This is a genomic window from Cytobacillus sp. QJM3NY_8 (assembly GCF_056173585.1).
On sequence record NZ_CM149681.1, the window covers coordinates 4,598,244 to 4,617,653 of the forward strand.

A 19,410-nucleotide genomic window follows, 5' to 3' on the forward strand; every position below is an offset into this window, starting at 1 on the left:
TAGGCACAGTTACTGCTTTACTGATTTACTGGGTAACTAAGTAACGCCTTTACTGCAACACTGCCGCAGCACCGCCACAGCTCTGCGAATGATTCGCAACAAAAAAAGGAAGGCACCAGGATCCGAAGATCTCGATGCCCTATTTTTCAAGCCAAGCCAGCTTGCTCTATTCTTCTTCATCTTCTTCCCATTCTTCGTACTCATCTTCCCATTCTGCATCAGCGTCTTCATCTTCATCTATTGTTGCGCTGAATAACTCCAATAACCGTTCACCTTGAAGGAGTAATTGATCGTATGTCATTACAGTTATACCGTTTAAACGACAATTTAGTCCGTGCAGCGCCTTTAACTGATCTTCTCCCCAACTTGTTGAACGGCCAATTACAATGATTGCGCGTGGATGGTACGCAGCTATTTCTGGATGATCACGCAATCCATCTGCAGCTACTTCACTAAATACATCTAAATATCTATGGCATTGACCGATTGCTTTTGAGACATCAGAAGAAAAATAATAATTACGATGTGACTTATCATAGACTAAGACTTCCATGTTTGGACGCTTTAACTCTATCAAATCACGATAACCGGAGATCACTGTCGGCAAAAGTAGATCCAACTTATCACCGGGAGATATTTGCCTAACATCATCTCTAACAACATAAGCGTTTCCAAATGCCCAGCTATGTTTTTCGCACCATACTTGGTAAGTTTGTTCATCGTAGACATTTCCTTCAAGATTTTGACGAAGGCTTTCAACAGCACTTCGCATTTCTTGCAGGCGAATCGATGTACGGAAGGCGCCTATCAATTCGGAACCAATTTCACTTAATGTCAGATGGCGAACGATATCCTCTTTGTTCAACATTGACATTACAGCTTTTGCCACCACAGACGGATCAATACCCGCAACATCTGCAACACCATCAGACAGTTTAATCGCAATATACGACCCATCCTGTTCGTGTTCCGCTACTGCTAAATACTGATTTAATGCCTGAAGTAATTTTCTTGCGGCTGTTTCTTTAAGAGTTATTGTTTTATCATCCAATTCAAGCCAATCAAATGGCGGCTTTCGCTTTTTATAAGTAGTTATTTTTACAGATAATTCCGGCCCACTACTTCTCTTAATAAAAAACGGAAGCACTGTAACTCTACTTTTATTAGTTTCATGAATAACAATCGGGTCACTAAATGAAAGTTTTCCAGATTGCGCCTGACGTTTCTCTATAGGAGTTATTTCAACCTTTGATCCATCTGCCATTAAAATCCCCCTTAATTGTAAATTAATGTAACTACTAAATATTATAACTATGAATCTATAAAATAAAAGAAGTATTTCATAGAACGAAAAAAAGACGCCCAGGATCCGCAATGATCCCAGACGTCCATCTTTAAACCCTGCCAGCAGCCCTTCTTCTGCTTGTCGCTTTTCTTTGGAGTTCCATTTCCATAGGATCCACCAGCTGCCTAGCGACAACCCTGCCGTCCATATTGATCACGACTTCCACCGGATCTCGGCGGCCAGTGCGTTCCTGAATTGCTGCAAGTAGCAGATCCAGCTTGCTGTCAGAAGAACTGGCAGTCGTTGCTGCAGCTACCCCAGAATTCCTCCGGATCGGCGCAACAGACATCGTCCCAACGGATCCACCATCGATCAATGCAGCATCAGCCAGTTTTGCGGATGACTTCTGCACTAGCTTCTGCATATCTGCGACACCGATCGCGAAGCCTTCGCCTGTGAACTCTCCCAGCTCCATCAAGACTCGTGACGGACTGTGTATTCCTAGCAGCTTCTTGACGCCAGCCGGGATTCCTTTAGCAATTCCTGCCACAGCACTTCCAACAGCGCCAGCCATCGATCCAATACCTTTGACCAATCCGCTGATGATATCTTTTCCAACCTGGAAGAGATCGATGTCTTTGAAGAATTTCACGATCCCGGATACGATGTCGACTGCGATTCCTTTGATGCCTTCCCAAGCACCGGACCAGTCACCTTCCAGCAAGGACATCCCAACATTAATAATGCCCAGGATAACATCGATCGCCGTGTCGATGTAATTGGAAATAAAGGCCCAGGCAACACGGACAATGTTTTCTATGATCGGGAAGACCGCTTGGAAGGTACCCTTAATGAAGTTCAGCCCTGCCTTTACGACATCGGACGTAACTTGCATTAATGTACGCACAATGGACATCACCTGATCACCGTGTTTCTTCCACCAGCTGCGTATCTTTTCCAACTGTTGGCCGATAAACGCAGACACCGCACTGATCACTTGTGAAGTTTTGCTTTTGATCCAGTCAATCGCAATACCCCAATAAGTTTTTATTTGCGCCCAGGCAGCATTCACCATGTCACGGAACCAGCCGACATTTTGATATGCCTTGTACAGCGCAATACCAATCCCCACGATGGCAGCGATCGCCAGGAGGATCCAGCCAATAGTAAGTGCGAATGCGCCAGCTGTCAGATTCATAGCGCCTGCAATCGCAGTAAAGCCGCCAACGAATCCAGGAATCAGTGATATGATCCATAGCAAAGCACCGCCGACTAATAGGCCAATAGCAGATACTGCCGCAAAGATTGCTATCGTTGCTTTCATCCCTTCTGGCAGCCCATTGAACTTGTCCATCAGCATCTGAACTCCGCTGGTAATCGTCTTTAAAGATGGAAGCAGCGCATTTCCGATAGATATTGCTGCACCTTCGAAAGCTGATTTCAAAATCGTCAGCTGCCCCATCAGATTATCTAGCTGCTTGCCCGCTATTTCTTCCGCGATTCCACCGCTGTTTTCCAGTTCAGTTGCAAATTCTGCGATCGTGTCACCGCCTGCTTCCATAAGCGTTAGAATCGATTTCAGTGCTTCCTGGCCGAAGATGGTCTTAATCGCCTGCAGTTTCTGCTGCTGGGTTAATCCCTTCGTCTTTTCAGTTAGCTGCGTGATCATGTCTGATAATGGAATCATTGTGCCATTAACATCAAAAGCACTGAAGCCCAGTTTCTCCATCATCTTTTTCGCTTTGCCGACTGGTGACGCAAGTCGTGTCATAGCCATGGCCAGCGATGTCCCTGCCATTGTCCCTTGAATCCCAGCGTTCCCCAGAATTCCTGTCGCCGCTGCTGTTTCTTCCAGTGATATCCCGACAGACTTTGCAACAGGAGCGAGATATTTCATCGTTTCTCCCAGCATTCGCAAATCAGTGTTTGAATTCGTGAACGTCGCTGTTAGTACGTCCATCACCCTGCCAGTCTCGCTTGCCTGAATACCGAATCCGGATAAGATATTTGAAGTGATGTCGGCTGTTGTCGCAAGATCTGTCTGTCCTGCGGCTGCTCCGGCCAATAGCCCCGGCATTGCGCTGATAATTTCATTGGTTTTATAACCAGCCATTGCGAGGTACGACATCCCTTCGCCAGCCTGTGACGCGCTGAATGATGTTGTCTCTCCTAGATGCAGTGCCGTTTCATTCAACTTTTTCATTTCTTTGTCAGTTGCTCCGGACAGTGCACCAACACGCGACATGGTTTTCTCAAAGTCTGCGGCAGTTTTGACAGCTGCACCTAGCCCAGTGCCAACTGCAGCACCTGCCACTATCATCGATTTCCCCATCGTGCCCGCTGTCTTGTATGCCTGGCTTAATTGGCTATCCAAATTGCGGAAGGTGGATGTAAAATTATCGATTGCGGCGATAGTGAATTGTATGTCACTCATGTTTTATGTCATCCTTTCTGTACGACATGCCTTTCCGCACGCCTTAAAAATTCGATTGATCGTGCTAGTGTTTTTTCGATTTTCGAATGAGTGATTTTATTTCCGTTCTGGATGTCATTTTGATATTGAAAAATCCGCTGATAGCATCGCAAAGCCTGGATGACGTTGACTTTTGCATGGCTATTCAGGAATTCATCTTTTGAAATTTCTTTGATCATCTGCTCAACATAGATGGCAGCTAACGCAGCAGTAATGGCGCCCGCAGCGAAGTCCTTATTCAGCTTTTTTATCTTTGCGTTCACTTCCGCCAGCTTGTTCATGGTTATCGACTCCTTTTGAATAAATAAAAAAAAAGACGCAGATCCCTTCGATCCACGTCTTAATTAGTTAGTACCGTCGTATCTGACCATAAGCCCGATCTCTGTCACAGCTTCAGATTGTTTCACGCTGCCTTCCAGTACGCATTCCAATAAGTCGGTCAATGTCGCAAGCATGTGCAATCCAACGCCTAACTGGCGCATCAAATCCTGGAATTCAGAGGTTTTTATATCGGTTTCATATGCTGCTAAAAGCTGGTTAAAGATTTTCTTTGCGCTCAATTCCGTCACCCCCATTAAAAAGCGCCAGGAATCGTCCCGGCGCTTTTTCGATTATCGTTTCCTTCTATTCTTTATTCTGTGGTATATGCTGCGCCCGATTTCTGTGCCGTCTGTTGGCTGGTAACGGCTGCGTGCGCCATTTCCCGGACTAGGGTCTGCACCCGACATTCGTTCACGTACCTTTAGATCATCCAGCAATTCCCGCAATATGGCTGCCATTTCATCCGGATCTGTTTCATCTTCCAGATAATCCATCGCGTTCTTTACATCACCTGGACCTACAATCCCGGCGCTGTTGATCGCCGCCTGCTTGCGCAGCTTGATCAGTTCAGACCGTTCATTATCCGATAATGGATCTGTTTGCGGATCTTCTCTTGGTTTCGGATGACTCGGAGAATCTTGCGGATCATTCGGAACTAGTTCTGGATCGTTCGAAGGATCCTCCGGATCTTCCGCAAAGGCTTGTAAGTTTAACGGAAGCAGCAGCTGCGGCTGCTGTTGTTTTTGGTCCCCCATTTTAACGACCTCCTGCGAACTTCTTATAGCCTTTGTGCACCAGTCCCAGGCGTTTATATGCGACAGAAGGCGATCCGGACATGTCCAATTGCTTCTTGATTGCTGCAAGGTGCCTACTCTTAGTCTGATAATCTTGTAACCCCTTCAATGAACCGCTGGCGATCTTATACGCCTGGCTTAAAAGTTCAGCTGCTTCCTTGTCGGCTGGATCCACCGCTGTTCGGATAGTCGCAAAATTTTGCGCAATGTGCGCCTGCTGACCCGGTGTCATGGCTTCTAGCTGGCCGATAAGAAGGCACAAAGCTTGCACCGGATCGCCCATAGATGCGCCATTTGCCACCATGCTGATCGCTCCCTGCGCCTGGCTGCGCTCCTGTTCGCTTACTGCGGGCAATTCCATCGATTTACGCAGCAACTCTTTTTCATACAGGCGAATTTCCTCTGAATATTTCTCGAAAGCTTCAGCTGCCTTTGCGTCCAGCTGCGAAGTCAATTCTGAAAGCTGGAATTCCTTTTCCGCATGATTGGAAGCATATCGCGAATGGGCTTCTGTCTCTGCGTATTTTTCACGGAATCGCAATGTTTCCTGATCCAGCTGCTGCTGAATCGAATCTAAGCGCGGAAAAGACACTTCCTGTGCTGCCGATCCTAGAGAAGCAGCATCATCTGGTGAAAGTTCATAAATCCCACCTTCCTGCAGTGTTGTTCCATTCAATATTGCTTTATTGGAAATGTAATAATTTCGGCTTTTTTTCGGTATTCTCATAGCCTTTTATCCCCCTCATATATTCGATTACATCTTGCGCAAGATCTGCAGCTATTTCTGCGGCAGTCTTTTTGTTTTCTGCTGCAAGAAAATGCAGTAACGCCTCCATCCGATCCCAGGCTATACGCTCGGCAGCAAAAGTCAGCAAAGGTTTGTCACCTTTCTTCGAATTGCAAAGTGTGCATATTGGAACCAAATTACCTATTTCGTTCCGTCCACCGCGCTTGAACGGGATCACATGATCAAGCGATAATTGCTTTCGATCAGCAAAACTGGAACCGCATATTATACAGCCATGCGGTTCAAAAAACTCCATTAAGTGACGAACATCCTGGATCTTTAAGCGTCCCGGCAATCCATATTCTTGAGCCCTGGTATTCGCTCCACGTACAGCCACCTCGTATTTCCTGCACGTCCGACACTCTTCCCGCAGTCCGTCTGGCTTTGCTGCGTTTTTCGCAAAATGTTCAGTAGGCAAAGACTTCTTACAGCTATAGCAGTGCTTTGTCTTCATCCTAGATCGCCTGCTTCGAATTCCATCAAGCTAATGGCTGCACAGCGCAGTTCTTCATCCTCTGGATCGATGCCCAAAGCCAAGAAGAACGATCGTATAGACCTGATCACGCCAAGCATATGATCTTCACGGATATTGCCGCTGTTATAGATATAGGCTCTTTCCAGCTTCGTATATCCAATATCGTTAAGTAACTCTTCAGTGACCGCCAACCCCTGCAGTGATGTTCTCTCTTCCATTTTTCATCGCTCCCTGTTGTGTGTGTTGTTTATTTATTGTTGAACGCGATTTTCTCAATAGCAGCATCCAATGCCGTCAGCTTGCTTTCATCCACATTAAAATAGCTGACAATCTTTGCGTTCAGCTTCCTGGATACTCCGCAGCTGCCACGCTCTACTTTTGAAAGCAGCGACTGTGTACATCCTACTTTTTCGCTGAACTCCTGTTGATCCATGCCATGGATAACACGCAAAATTTTTATTTTATAACCGTTCAGATTCATGTTGTTGTTCTCCCTTCGGATTTTTGTTTAGCAGCTGTTCTTCGCTGCACCGACTGTGGCAGGAAATGCAAACAATATTGACTATCTAATGAATAAAAACACAAAAAAAAAGCCGCAGCCACCCGGATTTATTCCGAAGTAGCTGCAGCATGTGATTGCAGATTTCACCTTTATTCGTTTATTAGCGAAAAATATATGTCAGATTAGCGCGGCTTCGTTTATTATCGGTTAATAGTGTTATAAACATATCATTAACATTCTTGCGAATGATTAATGAAGATTATTTATTTAATATCTTTGCGCTTCCTGAAAGGAACGCAAGATGTTTGAAGCTTGTCTTCACGTTACTTGTAGCGCTTATATAGCGTAAGCCAGCGCATATAACGATTTAATTCTTCATAACATATAGCCTACTGAAAAAGGCCGTTTTGACTACACACACCACTTTGTAATATAAATGTAATATTTAATCCATATATAGGTAAATATTTTTGCTGTTACGCGACTGCCCGCCGCTGTATAACGCCATGAAAACCAGAACAGCAGACAACAGGCGACACACCAGCCCAAAGATGGCAATTTTGCGCCGATGGTTCGCAGACTGTTCATTAAAGAAGGCGTCGGGATCCGTTCCTGGCGTCTTTTTTGTTTGCCAGCGGTTCAGCCGGATCTGTGGACGCCTTTAAATCCACTTATAAAGCGGCTTCCATTTCTGATTCAGCATCGGCCAATATTTGTAGCAGCTGCGCATTGTTTAAGCGTAAAGTATCTTTAAAACGGCGGTTCATGACGCCAGTGACATTTCGATCCCCTGCTTCCATTTTCGCAAGATATATATAGCTAATTTTCATGCGCTTTGCCATCTTGACACGTGATATGCCCAAGCATTCACGGATCTGCCGCAGCTGGCTGCCCGTCAAAAGTAACTGTTTCATCTGTTTGCCCTCCTATTCTGCGTGAAAATAAAAAAAAAGAACGACCCGGCAGCCGTCATAGCCGCCAGATCGTCAAAGGGAATATATCATGTTCTGGGGTGGATAGCAGGCAACGCAGACAAATACGCATTTGCTATCCGACATATATCGTAACCGTGTATAAGTATTTTGATACAGCAAAGTTCGCATTTTTACAGCTGGCAAAGTCCGCATTTTGGCGATTTTTTCAATGTTACACCGTTCATTGCGGAAGAATGAATATCTAACTCCGCGACCTTTCAAATTTTGCAAAAAATTTTTCAGCCGGAAATGCAGAATTTAAATATAGGATTTTTATATCGAAAAATTTAGTAGCACCGGGATAAGCCTGTTAATATAATATTCCTTTTCTTTTTGGAGTGCCGCATAGTTTTGCACTGCAGGCGAAGGGGATTTCGTCTGACCCTCCCGCCCCCATTTTTATTTCCCAGCCGGATCTTTTCACACAAAAAAAAGCCGCCTAAATAAACGGCAGCTTTACAGTTTAAAATCAGCCAGGCTCTGCTGGATCTCGTCTTCTGTGATACCTATATATCGTTTAGTGATAGATGGTGCGCTATGTCCGAAGATCTCCATTAATGTCGCAATGTCCTTTGTCTTTTGATAATAGTGATATCCGAATGTCTTGCGCATTGTGTGTGTTCCGACGTCTTGGCGATCCAGTGCTTCAGCAGCTTTATTCAGTGATCTGTACGCCTGTGTTGGGCTGATATGGCCGCTTCCTTTGCGTGAAGGGAATAACCATTCATCATCCGCTTTTCCGGCGCAGAACTCCATAATTTCGTCCTGGATTGCTGCCAGATATAATCTGCGAGGTTTTCCGGTTTTTTCTTCGACGATCGTGCTGGTGTTTTTGCCGTGGACATCGCTGACTTTCAGCTTTACTAGATCGGAAGCACGCAATCCAGTATTTATTCCAATCGTAAACATAAATCGATCCCGATCGCTGGCAAATCGCTTCAGAGCCCATTTAAATTCTGCAATTTCCTCTGCAGTTCGCAGCGGCTGCACATTATATGTAGTTTCTTGCGTCTTCTTTTTCCCCATTTTTAACGCCCTCCAAATGTACTAACTTAAATAATACGATTCGTTTTCGTACATTCAGAATATCACATAATGATAAATCCTTCAATAGCGCTAAAACGAATGTACGAAAATAGATAGATTCGTACATAGAAGCAATATCTGGCGCAGAAATGCAGCCCCCTTTTATTTCCCGACCTTTCGTCTGGGAAGCGAAAGCAGATATTTTACAGCGCCACCCTTCGACTTTCACGCTATTTAGCATGATAATTTGCGCCCATTTATGCCCTATAGTTTTCATATGCGCAACCCAACGTAACACTGCTTATCGTATACGCTTATATGGGCGTAAATATATACATTAATTCCGACTAATTTGCTGAGAATTGTGCACGCTGCGCGTATAATTCTTGTAATTGGACGAATTCTTGCTGTAAGTTTTCGCCCTTTCTTCTAAGCCGCAATACTTCGCCATTTATGCATAAATCTACAAATAGCAACGTTAAACAGGTGCGAAATTTATCCCCGATTGTGGATTCTTTATCCACTACTTTGCGATAAAACTGCCTTTGCGAATTATTCATTGATCTTGTTAATTTTCCGATAGCATCTTCCGGCAATAAGCATTCAGGATTATAAATAAATTTCCGCCTGTATGTGTCAATGAGTTCGTATGGAGTGCGGGATTCTTTCGGCAAAACGCCCAGCGCAACTAACAGACTTAGCTTGTCCGAAAACGTCATACGTGGCATATCCAACATTTCTGGATGCTCCGATTTAATTTTTAACTGCTTTTCGACTTCTGCTTCTATGTACAAGTGCCCAATTAAAATGGCTGGCATGGCATCATCGAACTTCAAAAATCCATCGTTGATTTGTTGACTAAATTTTGCGTATAAGCTTACGTCTTTAACTTCTTCAGACACGTTAATCACCTCTTAATAAACGCACATTTTATCCAGTGCGCTATTTTTTATAGTTCATCATCCAACCAGTTCAACGTGGCCAGGGACCCTTCAGCTTGCGCCTGCTTCCGTTTTATCCAGCTAGTGATCGACTGCCAGCTGCGGAATAAATAACCGTCCAGGGATCTGATCTTGCCCGTTTTTAAACGCCAGACCGCAGACTTGAACACCTGGACATATTCTTGCGCCCATGCTTCCAGTGTAATATTGCGATCTATAGACGATTTTGCACGCAGTAGGATGCCATAGATGCGATACATATCGGATGCTCCATAGTACGGCGCCATTACATCATAAATTGGCGCAGGAATGGATCCTTTTAATACATCCGATGATTCTTGGTGTCTATTATGTAAAGACTTTTGTTTTAAAGAAATAAATGTTTTTGATTGTTCAGCAGTGCCGCCATCGCTGTCCTGGCTTGTCTTTGCGCTGGATGCTCGACCTACTGTGGCCGACCTACTGTCGATTGCTGCAGCTGGCTGATCGCTGCCCTGGATTGGCATAATGCGAATAATATTCACGCCCTTGCCGCCGGACTTCTGGCGATAAGTCTGGATCTTTTCGATGATCCCCAGCTGCGCCAATTTGCGTGTTAAAGCACGAACGCGGCTTTCACTGCGATCTAATAGTATGCAGATTGTCGCAACCTTTAAATAAGATACGCCAGGGATCTTGCAGCTGTGTGCAGCCAGGATCCGGATCAGATCGATGTCTGTTTGCGTCAGATCAGCTGCATGTCTTTCTATGTGGATCGCAGCTGCTTCGTCCATTTCATTGATTGAATTAAATGTTTGATATTCTCGCAATGATTGCATTTTCTTCGCTCCCTAATGGGCAGCACTAACATACGAACATTTGTTCGATTAAATAGACGCAAGAACAGGATTTTACGATTATAGAATTTTTTGATATAATCGCATTAGTGTTGTGTATGCGCCTTATTGGTGCTGCAAAGTATTTCGGACGCCCGACTGTGCCCGCAGTTCAGGCGTCCTTTTCTTTTGTCTGTTTACTTGCATAATTCGCTTGTCTTCAATTGCTCCAATTTTTTTACCAAGAATTCCATCGCTTGTTCTCCGGTTGCTTCGCCACTCTTGACGGATTGAATGGCAACTTCGGCAGCCAATCCTAATCTCTCATGCATTTTCAATTGCTCCTTTCGTATTAACTTCTTTACCTTTGTTTCTATCTTCTCTTTGTGCGCAGCTTCGTGATTGGACTGTAATCGTCATGGCTTCGGCGCATCTCACTCAAATCCATCTGAATGTACCGACGCATTGTCCGTATATCTGACCAGCCGCCAATCTTCTGCAAAGTGAAAGGATCACAGCCATTTATGATCATGTTCTTTGCCCATGTATGGCGATATACGTGCGCCGTTACCTTTTTATCTTCGATCCCTGCTTTTTCTGCATAATACTTCAGCCGCTTGTTAAAGTGATTGGCGCCAATGGGTTCGCCATAGCACGATAAAAAGATTCGATCTGTTTTGAAGTGTGCTGCATTCTCGCTGATCAGCTGCAGCAGCAGCTTTGCGACGTGTGCAGAGATCGGAACCAGCCGCGGCTTTCTGTTCTTGTTTTGCGCACCATCCAGCGTTATAAATCGTGTTTGGAAGTCTATATGGCCTATACGCAGTCCCAACATTTCCTGGATGCGCAATCCACTGTCCAACAGCAGATTCATTCCGACATAGTCCCGGAAGCCGACAAAGTCACGCTGATCTGGCTGCCTTAATAACTCCTTTAAATCGTCATCAGTAAAGCAATTTGTAAGATCGATATCCTGGCGCAATAGCTTGATCCTGTCCATCGGATTCACTTCGATTAGATCTTCACGTTCCAGGTGATTAAAAACTGCCCGCAGCGTGCGCAAATTAATATTGATCGTCGTATCTGATAGCCCGATTCCCTGCTTGTCCGAATTTATGTATTTGTGGCCGTCATATTTGCGTTTGTCATACTTCATATAATTGATGTAATTGCGGAACACATCCGGCGACAGCTCGTCCACAGCCGCTATCTCATACTGTTCCTGCAGCCATGTCGTAAAGTAGCGCCACATATTTGAATAGTCACGCAGCGTTCGTTCCCGGATCCCTTCAGCCCGCTTGCTGGCGATGGTTAAATCGATCGCCTGGGACAATGTCAGTCGTGGATATTGCGTTTGATTCGTCCGTGTAGCTTGCTTCCGTTTCTTTCGCATCTTTAATGACATAAAAAAACGACCTCCCTGACGTGGTTTTCACCATTTATCGTCAAAGAGATCGTTATTATCAACCCAGAATCACGCATATTAGGCTTGTTTTTATGCCGTTAAATAATTGCGGATTCCGTTACTTATTTGTTTTTTCGTAACCATTTCGGAACCAGTTTCCGATCAGAATGATCGTTCAGTATCCCGATAATAAAAACGCCTTAAAACGTTGGTATGCCAGTGTTTTCTGCTTAACAGTCTTCTGGCGTCCCTGCTTCCGTCGCAGTCCTAAAAGAAGATCCGCAGCCGCAGTTTGCTATGGCATTGGGATTGTCGATTGTGAATCCGCCGCCCATCATCGATTGTTTGTAATCAATTTTTGTGCCTTTTAAGATAGGGGCGTCTTCCTTGCTGACAAGAACCTGGATACCATAATGCTCTGACTGGATATCACCCTCCTCGACTTCATGGGCAAACCCCATTCCATAGGAAAGTCCGCTGCACCCGCCTCCTTTAACGGCTACACGCAAGAATGCATCTTCTTCCTCATTTTGTTTCATCATTTCTTTTATATGCAAAGCTGCTGCTTCTGTTATATCCACAACTTGTTCCATGTTATTCCCTCCTGTACACGTAAGGATATTTCTATATATATAGTATATACAGTAAAAGGTATGTGCTCAACTTAAGAGGCTTTTTCTTTTTATTGCCTTTTCAGAACACTGTTTAACGAATAGTTCTTTATGCCCCTAAACCAAACAATGCATGATACAATAGTCATATTCATTATATTCGGAGGTGGCATTCTATGCAGCAATTAAAGCCTACTTATGATAAAAATTGCGGATGCAGAGTCTGCAGAGAGAGTTTCACCACAAAAAAAATCCGCACCCGATTTGTAAAAGTATTTAATTATGACAGTGATTTTTGCCCAATTTATTCTGATGAAAGCATGAATCCTCTTCTATATTATATTAACACTTGCCCACATTGCGGCTACTCAGAATCAGAGGACTTTTCCCCTTATTTTCCGCCTGGAGCCCTGGACATGATTAATTCTAAAGTTGTAGATGCCTGGATACCCCAGGATTATTGCCAGGACCGTACCATCCCTGTTGCAATCAACGCCTATAAGCTGGCTATTTATTGCGGTACTTTAAAAAGGGAGAAGCATATTATTATGGCTGGTTTATATATCAGGCTGGCCTGGCTTTTCCGGAGTATAAAAAATGATAATCAAGAACAGAGATTTTTGAAACTTGCTCTAAAAGAATATTCGGAGTCTTATATGTCAGATGATTTTAAAGGATCATCTATTTCTGAAACGAGGATTTTCTATCTGATCGGAGAGTTATCCAGAAGGACACATCAGTCTGAACAGGCTGTTAAATACTTTTCAAAAGTAATTGAACTGCAAAGCCGCTCCACTGAGCCTAAATTAATTGAAATGGCAAGAGAACGCTGGCATGAGATGAGACAGGAACAAAAAACTGCCGGCAACTAAGGAAAGCAGAAGAACCTTGCCCGCCCCCGGCAACTCGAAGGGGCAGGCTGCTTGCGCCAGACAGTTATTCAAGTGGTTACTTTGTTACTTTTGACACAAGAAAAAGGAGCGAAATTTAATCGCTCCTTTTATTAAAACATTGGATTTTCATCCAGATATTGATATATATTTTCAACCAGTTCATCTGGCGTTTCTCCAGTAACCACTTCTCCGTTCACAAGCGCAAAAAGAGTGCTTGCACATTTGCCGCAATACCCAAGACAGCCATATTCTATGACATCCAGGTCATAATCCTTTTCCAGCTTTTCAAGCGCTTTTTGAGAGCCGCTGGCCAAATTGCTGATGCAAAATTCGATGATTGGCTTAATCACATCTTTCACCTCTCTACCCTGTTAATGCTACCTTTTTTACTTGAATTCTGCAAGAAATGGATTCCATTCTCTCCTTTAAAGTGCACATATTTACCACTTCATGTCGTTTATTGTCAAGTTTCCTGCTGATATGTGTTGTGATTTTGACACAATTTCGTTATACTTTTTATGGGTTTGAGGTTATTAATATCATTTATTTATTTTTTTAAGATAACTAATTAACGTTATTTGAGTTCGGCGAAAGTAAACAGTACGGACATAAAGGGGAAATATACTATGAAAAATCTTGTGATACTTGGCGGAGGTTATGGCGGTATGAGGGCGCTTGCCCGCCTTTTGCCTAATCAGCTTCCTGATGATGTCTCCATTACACTAATAGATCGTGTTCCTTATCATTGTTTAAAAACTGAATATTACGCTCTTGCTGCAGGCACCATTTCCGATCAGCATGTGCGTGTATCATTCCCTGAACATCAAAGATTGACCATTAAATACGGTGAAGTGACGAAAATCAGCATAGAGGAAAACAAGGTTTATCTTCAAGGCGAGGAGCCTGTTTTATATGATGATATAATAATAGGCCTTGGTTGTGAAGATAAGTATCATAATGTTCCGGGAGCCGACATTCACACATATAGCATTCAAACAATTGAAAAATCCAGAAGAACGTATGAAGCTTTAAATAATCTATCACCAGGCTCTGTTGTTGGAATTGTGGGTGCAGGATTAAGCGGAGTAGAACTGGCTTCAGAATTAAATGAAAGCCGTCCGGATTTGAAAGTCAAATTGTTCGATAGAGGGAAGCATATACTCTCTGCATTCTCTGAAAGATTAAGCACATATGTAGAAAATTGGTTTCTAGAACATAATGTAGAAATTATTAACCAATCAAATATTACTAAAGTAGAAGAAAAAACCCTTTATAATCATGACGAAGCCATCCACTGTGATGCCATCGTATGGACAGCCGGCATCCAGCCGAACAAAGTGGTTCGCGATATGAATGTGGAAAAGGATCAGCAAGGACGGGTAGTTTTAACGAAGCATCACAATATCCCTGGAAATGAACATGTCTATGTCGTAGGAGATTGTGCAAGCCTTCCGCATGCACCAAGTGCCCAGCTTGCTGAAGGGCAGGCAGAGCAAATCGTTCAAATCCTATTGAAACGCTGGAAAGGTGAGGAACTCCCTGAAACATTGCCAGTAATCAAACTTAAAGGAGTTCTTGGATCATTGGGCAAAAAGCACGGATTCGGTCTAGTCGCAGAACGCCCTATCACAGGACGTGTTGCCCGCCTGCTAAAATCGGGGATTTTATGGATGTATAAATACCATAACGGATAAGAGGGCCCATTGCGGGCTCTTTTTTTTACGTTTGAACCAAAGTAGCGCGGATAACGATAGAGATTGATTTATATTTGCGCCATTACTTTGCTGAAAAATTAATTTGAAAGGAAGTGACCGATAAAGTAAAAATCTGACCGATATTCTGGTATAAATACTGTAGAGATGAAAATTCAACTTCAATATCCAGCTGAATCAGCTGAAACTCTTACCAAATAAAAAAATGAGCATCCCTTTCGATGCTCATTTTTTATTAAACTGCCTGGTATCCGTACTTTTCCATTTCCGCATAGATTGTTTTTAATTTCGGATTGCCTTCACCAACAATTTCATCCTCAATCAGGACAACCGGGTAAAACATATCCTCCTCAATCACTCTCAAGGCGAACTCTTTTTTGTTCTCTTCTTCGGGCGGATTATGAATGTCAACATACACAATTTTAAAAGGCTGGTTGGCAAATTTGCGGGATACTGCCGCTTCCAGCCATTCATATGTCTCCTTGGATGATGGGAGATTCACACAGCTTGGACAAAGCTGTTCTGCACCATACACAGTGATTTCAATTTCTTTTTTCAATCTTCTCTCCCCCTATGCAAAACTTGTTCTTACCTTCATTTTACAACATTAACAAAGAGCAAACCTAATAAAATATTCTCCTAATGAGTGGAAATTACGCTCTTGGAATAGATTTTTAAGACTGATTTGATTATAATAAATATATGGAAAGGAGTCGATTTCACATGGCAGAACAAACGACTATGACTGAACAAGTTCAGGAAGTATTAGATAAATTGCGCCCATTCCTTCTTCGCGATGGCGGGGACTGTGAATTGGTGGATGTTGAAGATGGCATCGTTAAATTGCGCCTTCTTGGTGCATGCGGCAGCTGCCCAAGTTCAACGATTACGTTAAAAGCCGGTATTGAGCGCGCTCTTTTAGAAGAAGTACCTGGTGTAGTCGAAGTAGAACAAGTATTTTAATTTTACCTTACAAAAAGCGATGTCGGCATGACATCGCTTTTTTTATTTATACTGTATGGCCTATTTCCAGTTCAGCTAGGCTTTTTTTTAAAACAGTGACGCCTACCTGATCAATTTTGAGGGAAAGGATTTCCATTTCCGGAAAAATCCGCTGAAGCCCTTCAGCCACTGCAGGAGCACCTTCTGGCTCTGCAAGGCAGAGAACCGCCGGTCCGGCACCGCTTAAGGCAACTCCAAATGCTCCTAGACGAGGTGCTTCCTTTTCAATAACTTCCAAATGGGGAACCATTTTCTTGCGGTAAGGATGATGAAATAAGTCAGCACTCATCATCTTGCCTGCCAGGGAATAATTCCCGCTAAGCAGTGCTGCAACCATGACATTGCCGACTGCCCCAGCCTGTACGGCTTCTTTAAAAGACCATGCTTCAGGCAGGACGCCTCTGGATTCCTTTGTAAGGAGCTCTTCTTTTGGCACCACTGCTATAACATCAAAACTTATATTTTTAATGCTTTGGACAGAAACCTCTTCCTCTGACATGCAGCCAATGACAAGGCCTCCGAGAAGGGAAGCTCCTGCGTTATCCGGATGCCCCTCCATTCGTGATGACAGCTCCAGCTTTTCATACTGGCTCAGCTGAAGATCACAAAGCGCGTCAGCTAATTCAATTCCCGCTACAATGGCAGCAGCGCTTGATCCAAGTCCGCGTGTAAGGGGGATATCACTTGAAATCCGGGCTTTGCATCCTGGAAGCTCTCTTCCATACTTCTTTGCCGTACCCTTTGCAACTTGAAAAATAAAATTCGATTCATCTAAAGGGTAGATGCTTAGCGGCTCTGATAAAGGAATCATTTCAAACTTATCTGCCCTCTCGGCTTCAAGCGTCAAATATAAATTTAATGCGAGGCCGATCGAGTCGAAGCCTGGCCCGAGATTTGCAGTGCTGGCCGGTACTTTGATGACAACCATTTCACCTTCGCTCATGTGTGAACGGCTCCCTTGATATGATCCGCTACTGCTTTTTCATCATTAGGCAGCAAAACTGGCTTCACAGGGCTGCAATCAATGGCTGTATTAGGATCCTTAAGTCCGTTCCCAGTCAGGATGGCCACAACCTTTGTTTTATGCGGAATCTCCCCATTGCGAAGCTGTTTATATACTCCCGCAAGCGAAGCACACGAAGCTGGCTCAGCAAAAATCCCTTCAGAAGAAGCAAGTTTACGATACATGCAAAGAATCTCTTCATCGCTGACTTCATCAATCTTCCCATTTGATTCTGACAATGCTGCATTGGCTAAGTGCCAGCTCGCAGGATTTCCGATTCGGATGGCTGTAGCAATCGTCTCGGGATTTTCAAACACACGGTTATGAACGATGGCCGCTGCACCTTCGGCCTGTACTCCATGCATTTTTGGAAGATCAGTGCCGCGTACTTCACTATATTCTTTAAACCCTTTCCAATAGGCAGAAATATTGCCTGCATTGCCCACAGGCAGGGCAAGGATATCCGGGGCGCCTCCAAGCTGGTCGCAGATCTCAAAGGCCGCTGTCTTCTGGCCCTCAAGACGATATGGATTAACCGAGTTTACGAGAGTAATAGGTTCTGTTTCGCTTATTTTCCGAACCATTGCCAGTGCCTGGTCAAAGTTGCCTTCAATAGATACAACTTCCGCTCCATACATAACAGCCTGCGCCAGCTTTCCCATGGCGATCTTTCCTTCAGGGATGACAACCACACATCTCATGCCGGCTCTGGCTGCATATGCAGCAGCTGCTGCAGAGGTATTGCCGGTGGAAGCACAGATAATGGCATCACTTCCTTCTTCTTTCGCCTTTGCAACAGCCATAACCATGCCTCTATCTTTAAATGACCCGGTTGGATTAGCTCCTTCCGTTTTCACATAGAGGTCAATGCCCCAGTCTCTTGAAAGTTTATCCAGCCTGATCAGGGGAGTGTTGCCCTCATTTAAGGTAAGCATTGGTGTATTTTCATTAACAGGCAGTAAATCTTTATATGTTTTTAAAAGGCCTTCCCATCTCATACTCTGGCGCTCCCTTCCACACGATACGAACTTTTAATTGTTTGGACTGCCGGCAAATCTCTTAAACTTACTAATATATCCTCATAATCCTTAAGAGATGCCTGGTGGGTAACCAGTACAATCTCAGCAAGCCCTTTTTCTTTTAAAGGAAGCTGCAGGATTTTTTCGAAGCTGACATGGTGCTCTGAGAATATGGATGTGATGTTGGCAAAAGTCCCTACCTCATCTTTAACATGCAATCTTAAGAAATACTTCGAATAAATTTCATCTGCACCTTTTAATTTCTTATCATATTGAGGGGCTACCGCGCTCTTACCATTTACCCCAAGACGCATATTTTTCATGACACCCACGAGGTCCGATACCACTGCAGTAGCTGTAGGCAGACTGCCCGCCCCAGGTCCGTAGAACATCGTTTCCCCTACCGCTTCACCGTATACATATACAGCATTGTATTCATCCTGAACCGATGCAAGCGGGTGAGACTCGGACAGCAAAGTCGGCTGAACGCTTACTTCCACCTTCTCCCCCTCCCGATGAGCAATCCCGATCAGCTTCATGGTGTATCCAAGCTGCTTGCCGTACTGCAGGTCCTCTTCTGTAATATCTGTAATGCCTTTAACCTTTACATCATCAAGGTCAATATTCATGGAAAAACCAAGTGTTGACAGGATCGCCATTTTCCTTGCTGCATCAAGGCCCTCCACATCTGCAGTCGGATCGCTTTCCGCATATCCCAGCTCCTGGGCTTCTTTCAGAACTTCCTCATAAGCGCTCCCATTCTTGCTCATCTTTGTCAAAATAAAGTTTGTTGTCCCATTCACAATTCCCATCATTTTTGTAATTCTGTCTGAAGCCAAACCATCTACCAGCCCTCTTAAAATGGGAATGCCGCCGGCCACACTTGCCTCATAAAAGAGGTCACACCCGTTTTGCGTAGCAGCAGCCAGCAATTCGGGTCCATAAACAGCCATTAGGTCCTTATTTGCCGTCACCACATGCTTGCCATTATCCAAAGCTTTCTTTAAATGATTTCTTGTTTCTTCTATGCCGCCCATTACTTCAATTACAACATCTATATCAGCATCATTTAAAATGTCTTCAGGATTTAGCGTCAGCAAATTCCTGTCCACTTTAACTGCTCTTTCTTTATCTGCATCTTTAACAAGAACTCTCTTTACAACAACCGGACAGCCGACTTGGTGCATGAGTTTATCCTGATGTTTCTCAATGATTTGCACCACACCCGATCCAACTGTTCCTAATCCTAATAAACCGATTGAGATTGATTCCACGCTAGCTCCCCCTTTAGTGTTCACTATGCAAGTACATTTGTATTTGTATAGTAGACATTATAGGGGTCAAGCGGCATTTTTACAATAGGCAATTTTCC

The 19,410-nt window shown here is 43.9% G+C and carries 24 protein-coding genes and 1 pseudogene; 3 read left to right on the forward strand and 22 right to left on the reverse strand.

The window, feature by feature from the left end; all coding sequences use genetic code 11:
- Positions 1-166: 166 nt before the first annotated feature.
- The 17 genes from AC0VZ9_RS23570 to AC0VZ9_RS23650 form a co-directional block, all read right to left on the reverse strand.
- Positions 167-1,264: a Shedu anti-phage system protein SduA domain-containing protein gene (locus AC0VZ9_RS23570; protein WP_475396768.1), complete on the reverse strand. Its 1,098-nt coding sequence runs from the start codon at positions 1,262-1,264 to the stop codon at positions 167-169.
- 130 nt (positions 1,265-1,394) lie between these two features.
- Positions 1,395-3,719 (reverse strand): phage tail tape measure protein, encoded by a 2,325-nt coding sequence (locus AC0VZ9_RS23575; RefSeq protein ID WP_475396769.1) that lies wholly within the window; start codon positions 3,717-3,719, stop codon positions 1,395-1,397.
- A gap of 8 nt (positions 3,720-3,727) precedes the next feature.
- The gene (locus AC0VZ9_RS23580; protein WP_475396770.1) at positions 3,728-4,039 is read right to left on the reverse strand and encodes a hypothetical protein; all 312 of its coding nucleotides are present in this window, start codon (positions 4,037-4,039) and stop codon (positions 3,728-3,730) included.
- A 63-nt stretch (positions 4,040-4,102) separates the two neighbouring features.
- Positions 4,103-4,318, reverse strand: a complete 216-nt coding sequence (locus AC0VZ9_RS23585) for a hypothetical protein (protein ID WP_475396771.1) — start codon at positions 4,316-4,318, stop codon at positions 4,103-4,105.
- Positions 4,319-4,369: 51 nt separating this feature from the next.
- Positions 4,370-4,834 carry a hypothetical protein gene (locus tag AC0VZ9_RS23590; RefSeq protein ID WP_475396772.1) on the reverse strand — a complete coding sequence of 155 codons (465 nt, stop codon included), beginning with the start codon at positions 4,832-4,834 and terminating at the stop codon, positions 4,370-4,372.
- A gap of 1 nt (position 4,835) precedes the next feature.
- Positions 4,836-5,600: a hypothetical protein gene (locus AC0VZ9_RS23595; RefSeq protein WP_475396773.1), complete on the reverse strand. Its 765-nt coding sequence runs from the start codon at positions 5,598-5,600 to the stop codon at positions 4,836-4,838.
- Positions 5,557-6,114 (reverse strand): HNH endonuclease, encoded by a 558-nt coding sequence (locus AC0VZ9_RS23600; protein WP_475396774.1) that lies wholly within the window; start codon positions 6,112-6,114, stop codon positions 5,557-5,559. Before AC0VZ9_RS23600 ends, AC0VZ9_RS23595 begins: the two co-directional genes overlap by 44 nt.
- On the reverse strand, positions 6,111-6,353 hold the full coding sequence (locus AC0VZ9_RS23605) for a hypothetical protein (protein WP_475396775.1): 243 nt from the start codon (positions 6,351-6,353) through the stop codon (positions 6,111-6,113). Before AC0VZ9_RS23605 ends, AC0VZ9_RS23600 begins: the two co-directional genes overlap by 4 nt.
- 29 nt (positions 6,354-6,382) lie before the next feature.
- Complete coding sequence (locus tag AC0VZ9_RS23610) at positions 6,383-6,616, reverse strand: helix-turn-helix domain-containing protein (protein WP_475396776.1); 234 nt, start codon at positions 6,614-6,616, stop codon at positions 6,383-6,385.
- 692 nt (positions 6,617-7,308) lie between these two features.
- Positions 7,309-7,551: a helix-turn-helix domain-containing protein gene (locus tag AC0VZ9_RS23615; RefSeq protein WP_475396777.1), complete on the reverse strand. Its 243-nt coding sequence runs from the start codon at positions 7,549-7,551 to the stop codon at positions 7,309-7,311.
- A gap of 516 nt (positions 7,552-8,067) precedes the next feature.
- Complete coding sequence (locus AC0VZ9_RS23620) at positions 8,068-8,637, reverse strand: tyrosine-type recombinase/integrase (RefSeq protein WP_475396778.1); 570 nt, start codon at positions 8,635-8,637, stop codon at positions 8,068-8,070.
- Positions 8,603-8,914 (reverse strand): hypothetical protein, encoded by a 312-nt coding sequence (locus AC0VZ9_RS23625; RefSeq protein ID WP_475396779.1) that lies wholly within the window; start codon positions 8,912-8,914, stop codon positions 8,603-8,605. Before AC0VZ9_RS23625 ends, AC0VZ9_RS23620 begins: the two co-directional genes overlap by 35 nt.
- Before the next feature lie 70 nt (positions 8,915-8,984).
- Positions 8,985-9,539, reverse strand: a complete 555-nt coding sequence (locus AC0VZ9_RS23630) for a hypothetical protein (protein ID WP_475396780.1) — start codon at positions 9,537-9,539, stop codon at positions 8,985-8,987.
- Between the two features lie 47 nt (positions 9,540-9,586).
- Positions 9,587-10,396, reverse strand: a complete 810-nt coding sequence (locus AC0VZ9_RS23635; protein ID WP_475396781.1) for a hypothetical protein — start codon at positions 10,394-10,396, stop codon at positions 9,587-9,589.
- 194 nt (positions 10,397-10,590) lie between these two features.
- A complete protein-coding gene (locus AC0VZ9_RS23640) occupies positions 10,591-10,725 on the reverse strand; it encodes a hypothetical protein (RefSeq protein ID WP_475396782.1) in 135 nt (44 codons plus the stop codon).
- A gap of 41 nt (positions 10,726-10,766) precedes the next feature.
- A complete protein-coding gene (locus AC0VZ9_RS23645; RefSeq protein ID WP_475396783.1) occupies positions 10,767-11,798 on the reverse strand; it encodes a tyrosine-type recombinase/integrase in 1,032 nt (343 codons plus the stop codon).
- A gap of 230 nt (positions 11,799-12,028) precedes the next feature.
- A complete protein-coding gene (locus AC0VZ9_RS23650; protein ID WP_475396784.1) occupies positions 12,029-12,391 on the reverse strand; it encodes a HesB/IscA family protein in 363 nt (120 codons plus the stop codon).
- 194 nt (positions 12,392-12,585) lie between these two features.
- On the opposite strand from AC0VZ9_RS23650, the gene AC0VZ9_RS23655 reads away from it, so the two are divergent.
- Positions 12,586-13,281 (forward strand): DUF2225 domain-containing protein, encoded by a 696-nt coding sequence (locus AC0VZ9_RS23655; RefSeq protein WP_009331688.1) that lies wholly within the window; start codon positions 12,586-12,588, stop codon positions 13,279-13,281.
- Between the two features lie 131 nt (positions 13,282-13,412).
- On the opposite strand, the gene AC0VZ9_RS23660 is transcribed toward AC0VZ9_RS23655, so the two are convergent.
- The gene (locus tag AC0VZ9_RS23660; protein WP_009331689.1) at positions 13,413-13,652 is read right to left on the reverse strand and encodes a YuzB family protein; all 240 of its coding nucleotides are present in this window, start codon (positions 13,650-13,652) and stop codon (positions 13,413-13,415) included.
- A gap of 276 nt (positions 13,653-13,928) precedes the next feature.
- Between AC0VZ9_RS23660 and AC0VZ9_RS23665 the strand changes: the two genes are divergently transcribed.
- The gene (locus AC0VZ9_RS23665) at positions 13,929-14,996 is read left to right on the forward strand and encodes an NAD(P)/FAD-dependent oxidoreductase (protein ID WP_009331691.1); all 1,068 of its coding nucleotides are present in this window, start codon (positions 13,929-13,931) and stop codon (positions 14,994-14,996) included.
- Positions 14,997-15,249: 253 nt separating this feature from the next.
- Here AC0VZ9_RS23665 and AC0VZ9_RS23670 read toward each other — a convergent pair whose 3' ends face one another.
- Positions 15,250-15,573, reverse strand: coding sequence for a YuzD family protein (locus AC0VZ9_RS23670; RefSeq protein ID WP_009331693.1), 324 nt, complete (start codon positions 15,571-15,573; stop codon positions 15,250-15,252).
- Positions 15,574-15,755: 182 nt separating this feature from the next.
- Here AC0VZ9_RS23670 and AC0VZ9_RS23675 point away from each other — a divergent pair.
- Positions 15,756-15,977, forward strand: a pseudogene (locus AC0VZ9_RS23675) (NifU family protein); the annotation flags it as partial.
- Positions 15,978-16,023: 46 nt separating this feature from the next.
- Here AC0VZ9_RS23675 and thrB read toward each other — a convergent pair.
- Genes thrB through AC0VZ9_RS23690 form a run of 3 tightly spaced genes read right to left on the reverse strand, consistent with a single transcriptional unit; the run spans position 16,024 to position 19,312 of the window.
- Positions 16,024-16,959 (reverse strand): homoserine kinase, encoded by a 936-nt coding sequence (gene thrB, locus AC0VZ9_RS23680; protein ID WP_217026123.1) that lies wholly within the window; start codon positions 16,957-16,959, stop codon positions 16,024-16,026.
- Positions 16,956-18,017: a threonine synthase gene (gene thrC / locus AC0VZ9_RS23685; RefSeq protein WP_217026122.1), complete on the reverse strand. Its 1,062-nt coding sequence runs from the start codon at positions 18,015-18,017 to the stop codon at positions 16,956-16,958. The genes thrB and thrC overlap by 4 nt, the downstream gene beginning before the upstream one ends.
- Complete coding sequence (locus AC0VZ9_RS23690) at positions 18,014-19,312, reverse strand: homoserine dehydrogenase (RefSeq protein ID WP_019380026.1); 1,299 nt, start codon at positions 19,310-19,312, stop codon at positions 18,014-18,016. Before AC0VZ9_RS23690 ends, thrC begins: the two co-directional genes overlap by 4 nt.
- Between the last annotated feature and the right edge of the window lie 98 nt (positions 19,313-19,410).

Coding starts and splice junctions, on each gene's coding strand:
- AC0VZ9_RS23570 (WP_475396768.1), bottom strand. CDS start 1,264: ATGGCAGATGGATCAAAGGTTGAAATAACTCCTATAGAGAAACGTCAG.
- AC0VZ9_RS23575 (WP_475396769.1), bottom strand. CDS start 3,719: ATGAGTGACATACAATTCACTATCGCCGCAATCGATAATTTTACATCC.
- AC0VZ9_RS23580 (WP_475396770.1), bottom strand. CDS start 4,039: ATGAACAAGCTGGCGGAAGTGAACGCAAAGATAAAAAAGCTGAATAAG.
- AC0VZ9_RS23590 (WP_475396772.1), bottom strand. CDS start 4,834: ATGGGGGACCAAAAACAACAGCAGCCGCAGCTGCTGCTTCCGTTAAAC.
- AC0VZ9_RS23595 (WP_475396773.1), bottom strand. CDS start 5,600: ATGAGAATACCGAAAAAAAGCCGAAATTATTACATTTCCAATAAAGCA.
- AC0VZ9_RS23600 (WP_475396774.1), bottom strand. CDS start 6,114: ATGAAGACAAAGCACTGCTATAGCTGTAAGAAGTCTTTGCCTACTGAA.
- AC0VZ9_RS23605 (WP_475396775.1), bottom strand. CDS start 6,353: ATGGAAGAGAGAACATCACTGCAGGGGTTGGCGGTCACTGAAGAGTTA.
- AC0VZ9_RS23610 (WP_475396776.1), bottom strand. CDS start 6,616: ATGAATCTGAACGGTTATAAAATAAAAATTTTGCGTGTTATCCATGGC.
- AC0VZ9_RS23615 (WP_475396777.1), bottom strand. CDS start 7,551: ATGAAACAGTTACTTTTGACGGGCAGCCAGCTGCGGCAGATCCGTGAA.
- AC0VZ9_RS23620 (WP_475396778.1), bottom strand. CDS start 8,637: ATGGGGAAAAAGAAGACGCAAGAAACTACATATAATGTGCAGCCGCTG.
- AC0VZ9_RS23625 (WP_475396779.1), bottom strand. CDS start 8,914: ATGAAAACTATAGGGCATAAATGGGCGCAAATTATCATGCTAAATAGC.
- AC0VZ9_RS23635 (WP_475396781.1), bottom strand. CDS start 10,396: ATGCAATCATTGCGAGAATATCAAACATTTAATTCAATCAATGAAATG.
- AC0VZ9_RS23640 (WP_475396782.1), bottom strand. CDS start 10,725: ATGCATGAGAGATTAGGATTGGCTGCCGAAGTTGCCATTCAATCCGTC.
- AC0VZ9_RS23645 (WP_475396783.1), bottom strand. CDS start 11,798: ATGTCATTAAAGATGCGAAAGAAACGGAAGCAAGCTACACGGACGAAT.
- AC0VZ9_RS23650 (WP_475396784.1), bottom strand. CDS start 12,391: ATGGAACAAGTTGTGGATATAACAGAAGCAGCAGCTTTGCATATAAAA.
- AC0VZ9_RS23655 (WP_009331688.1), top strand. CDS start 12,586: ATGCAGCAATTAAAGCCTACTTATGATAAAAATTGCGGATGCAGAGTC.
- AC0VZ9_RS23665 (WP_009331691.1), top strand. CDS start 13,929: ATGAAAAATCTTGTGATACTTGGCGGAGGTTATGGCGGTATGAGGGCG.
- thrB (WP_217026123.1), bottom strand. CDS start 16,959: ATGAGCGAAGGTGAAATGGTTGTCATCAAAGTACCGGCCAGCACTGCA.
- thrC (WP_217026122.1), bottom strand. CDS start 18,017: ATGAGATGGGAAGGCCTTTTAAAAACATATAAAGATTTACTGCCTGTT.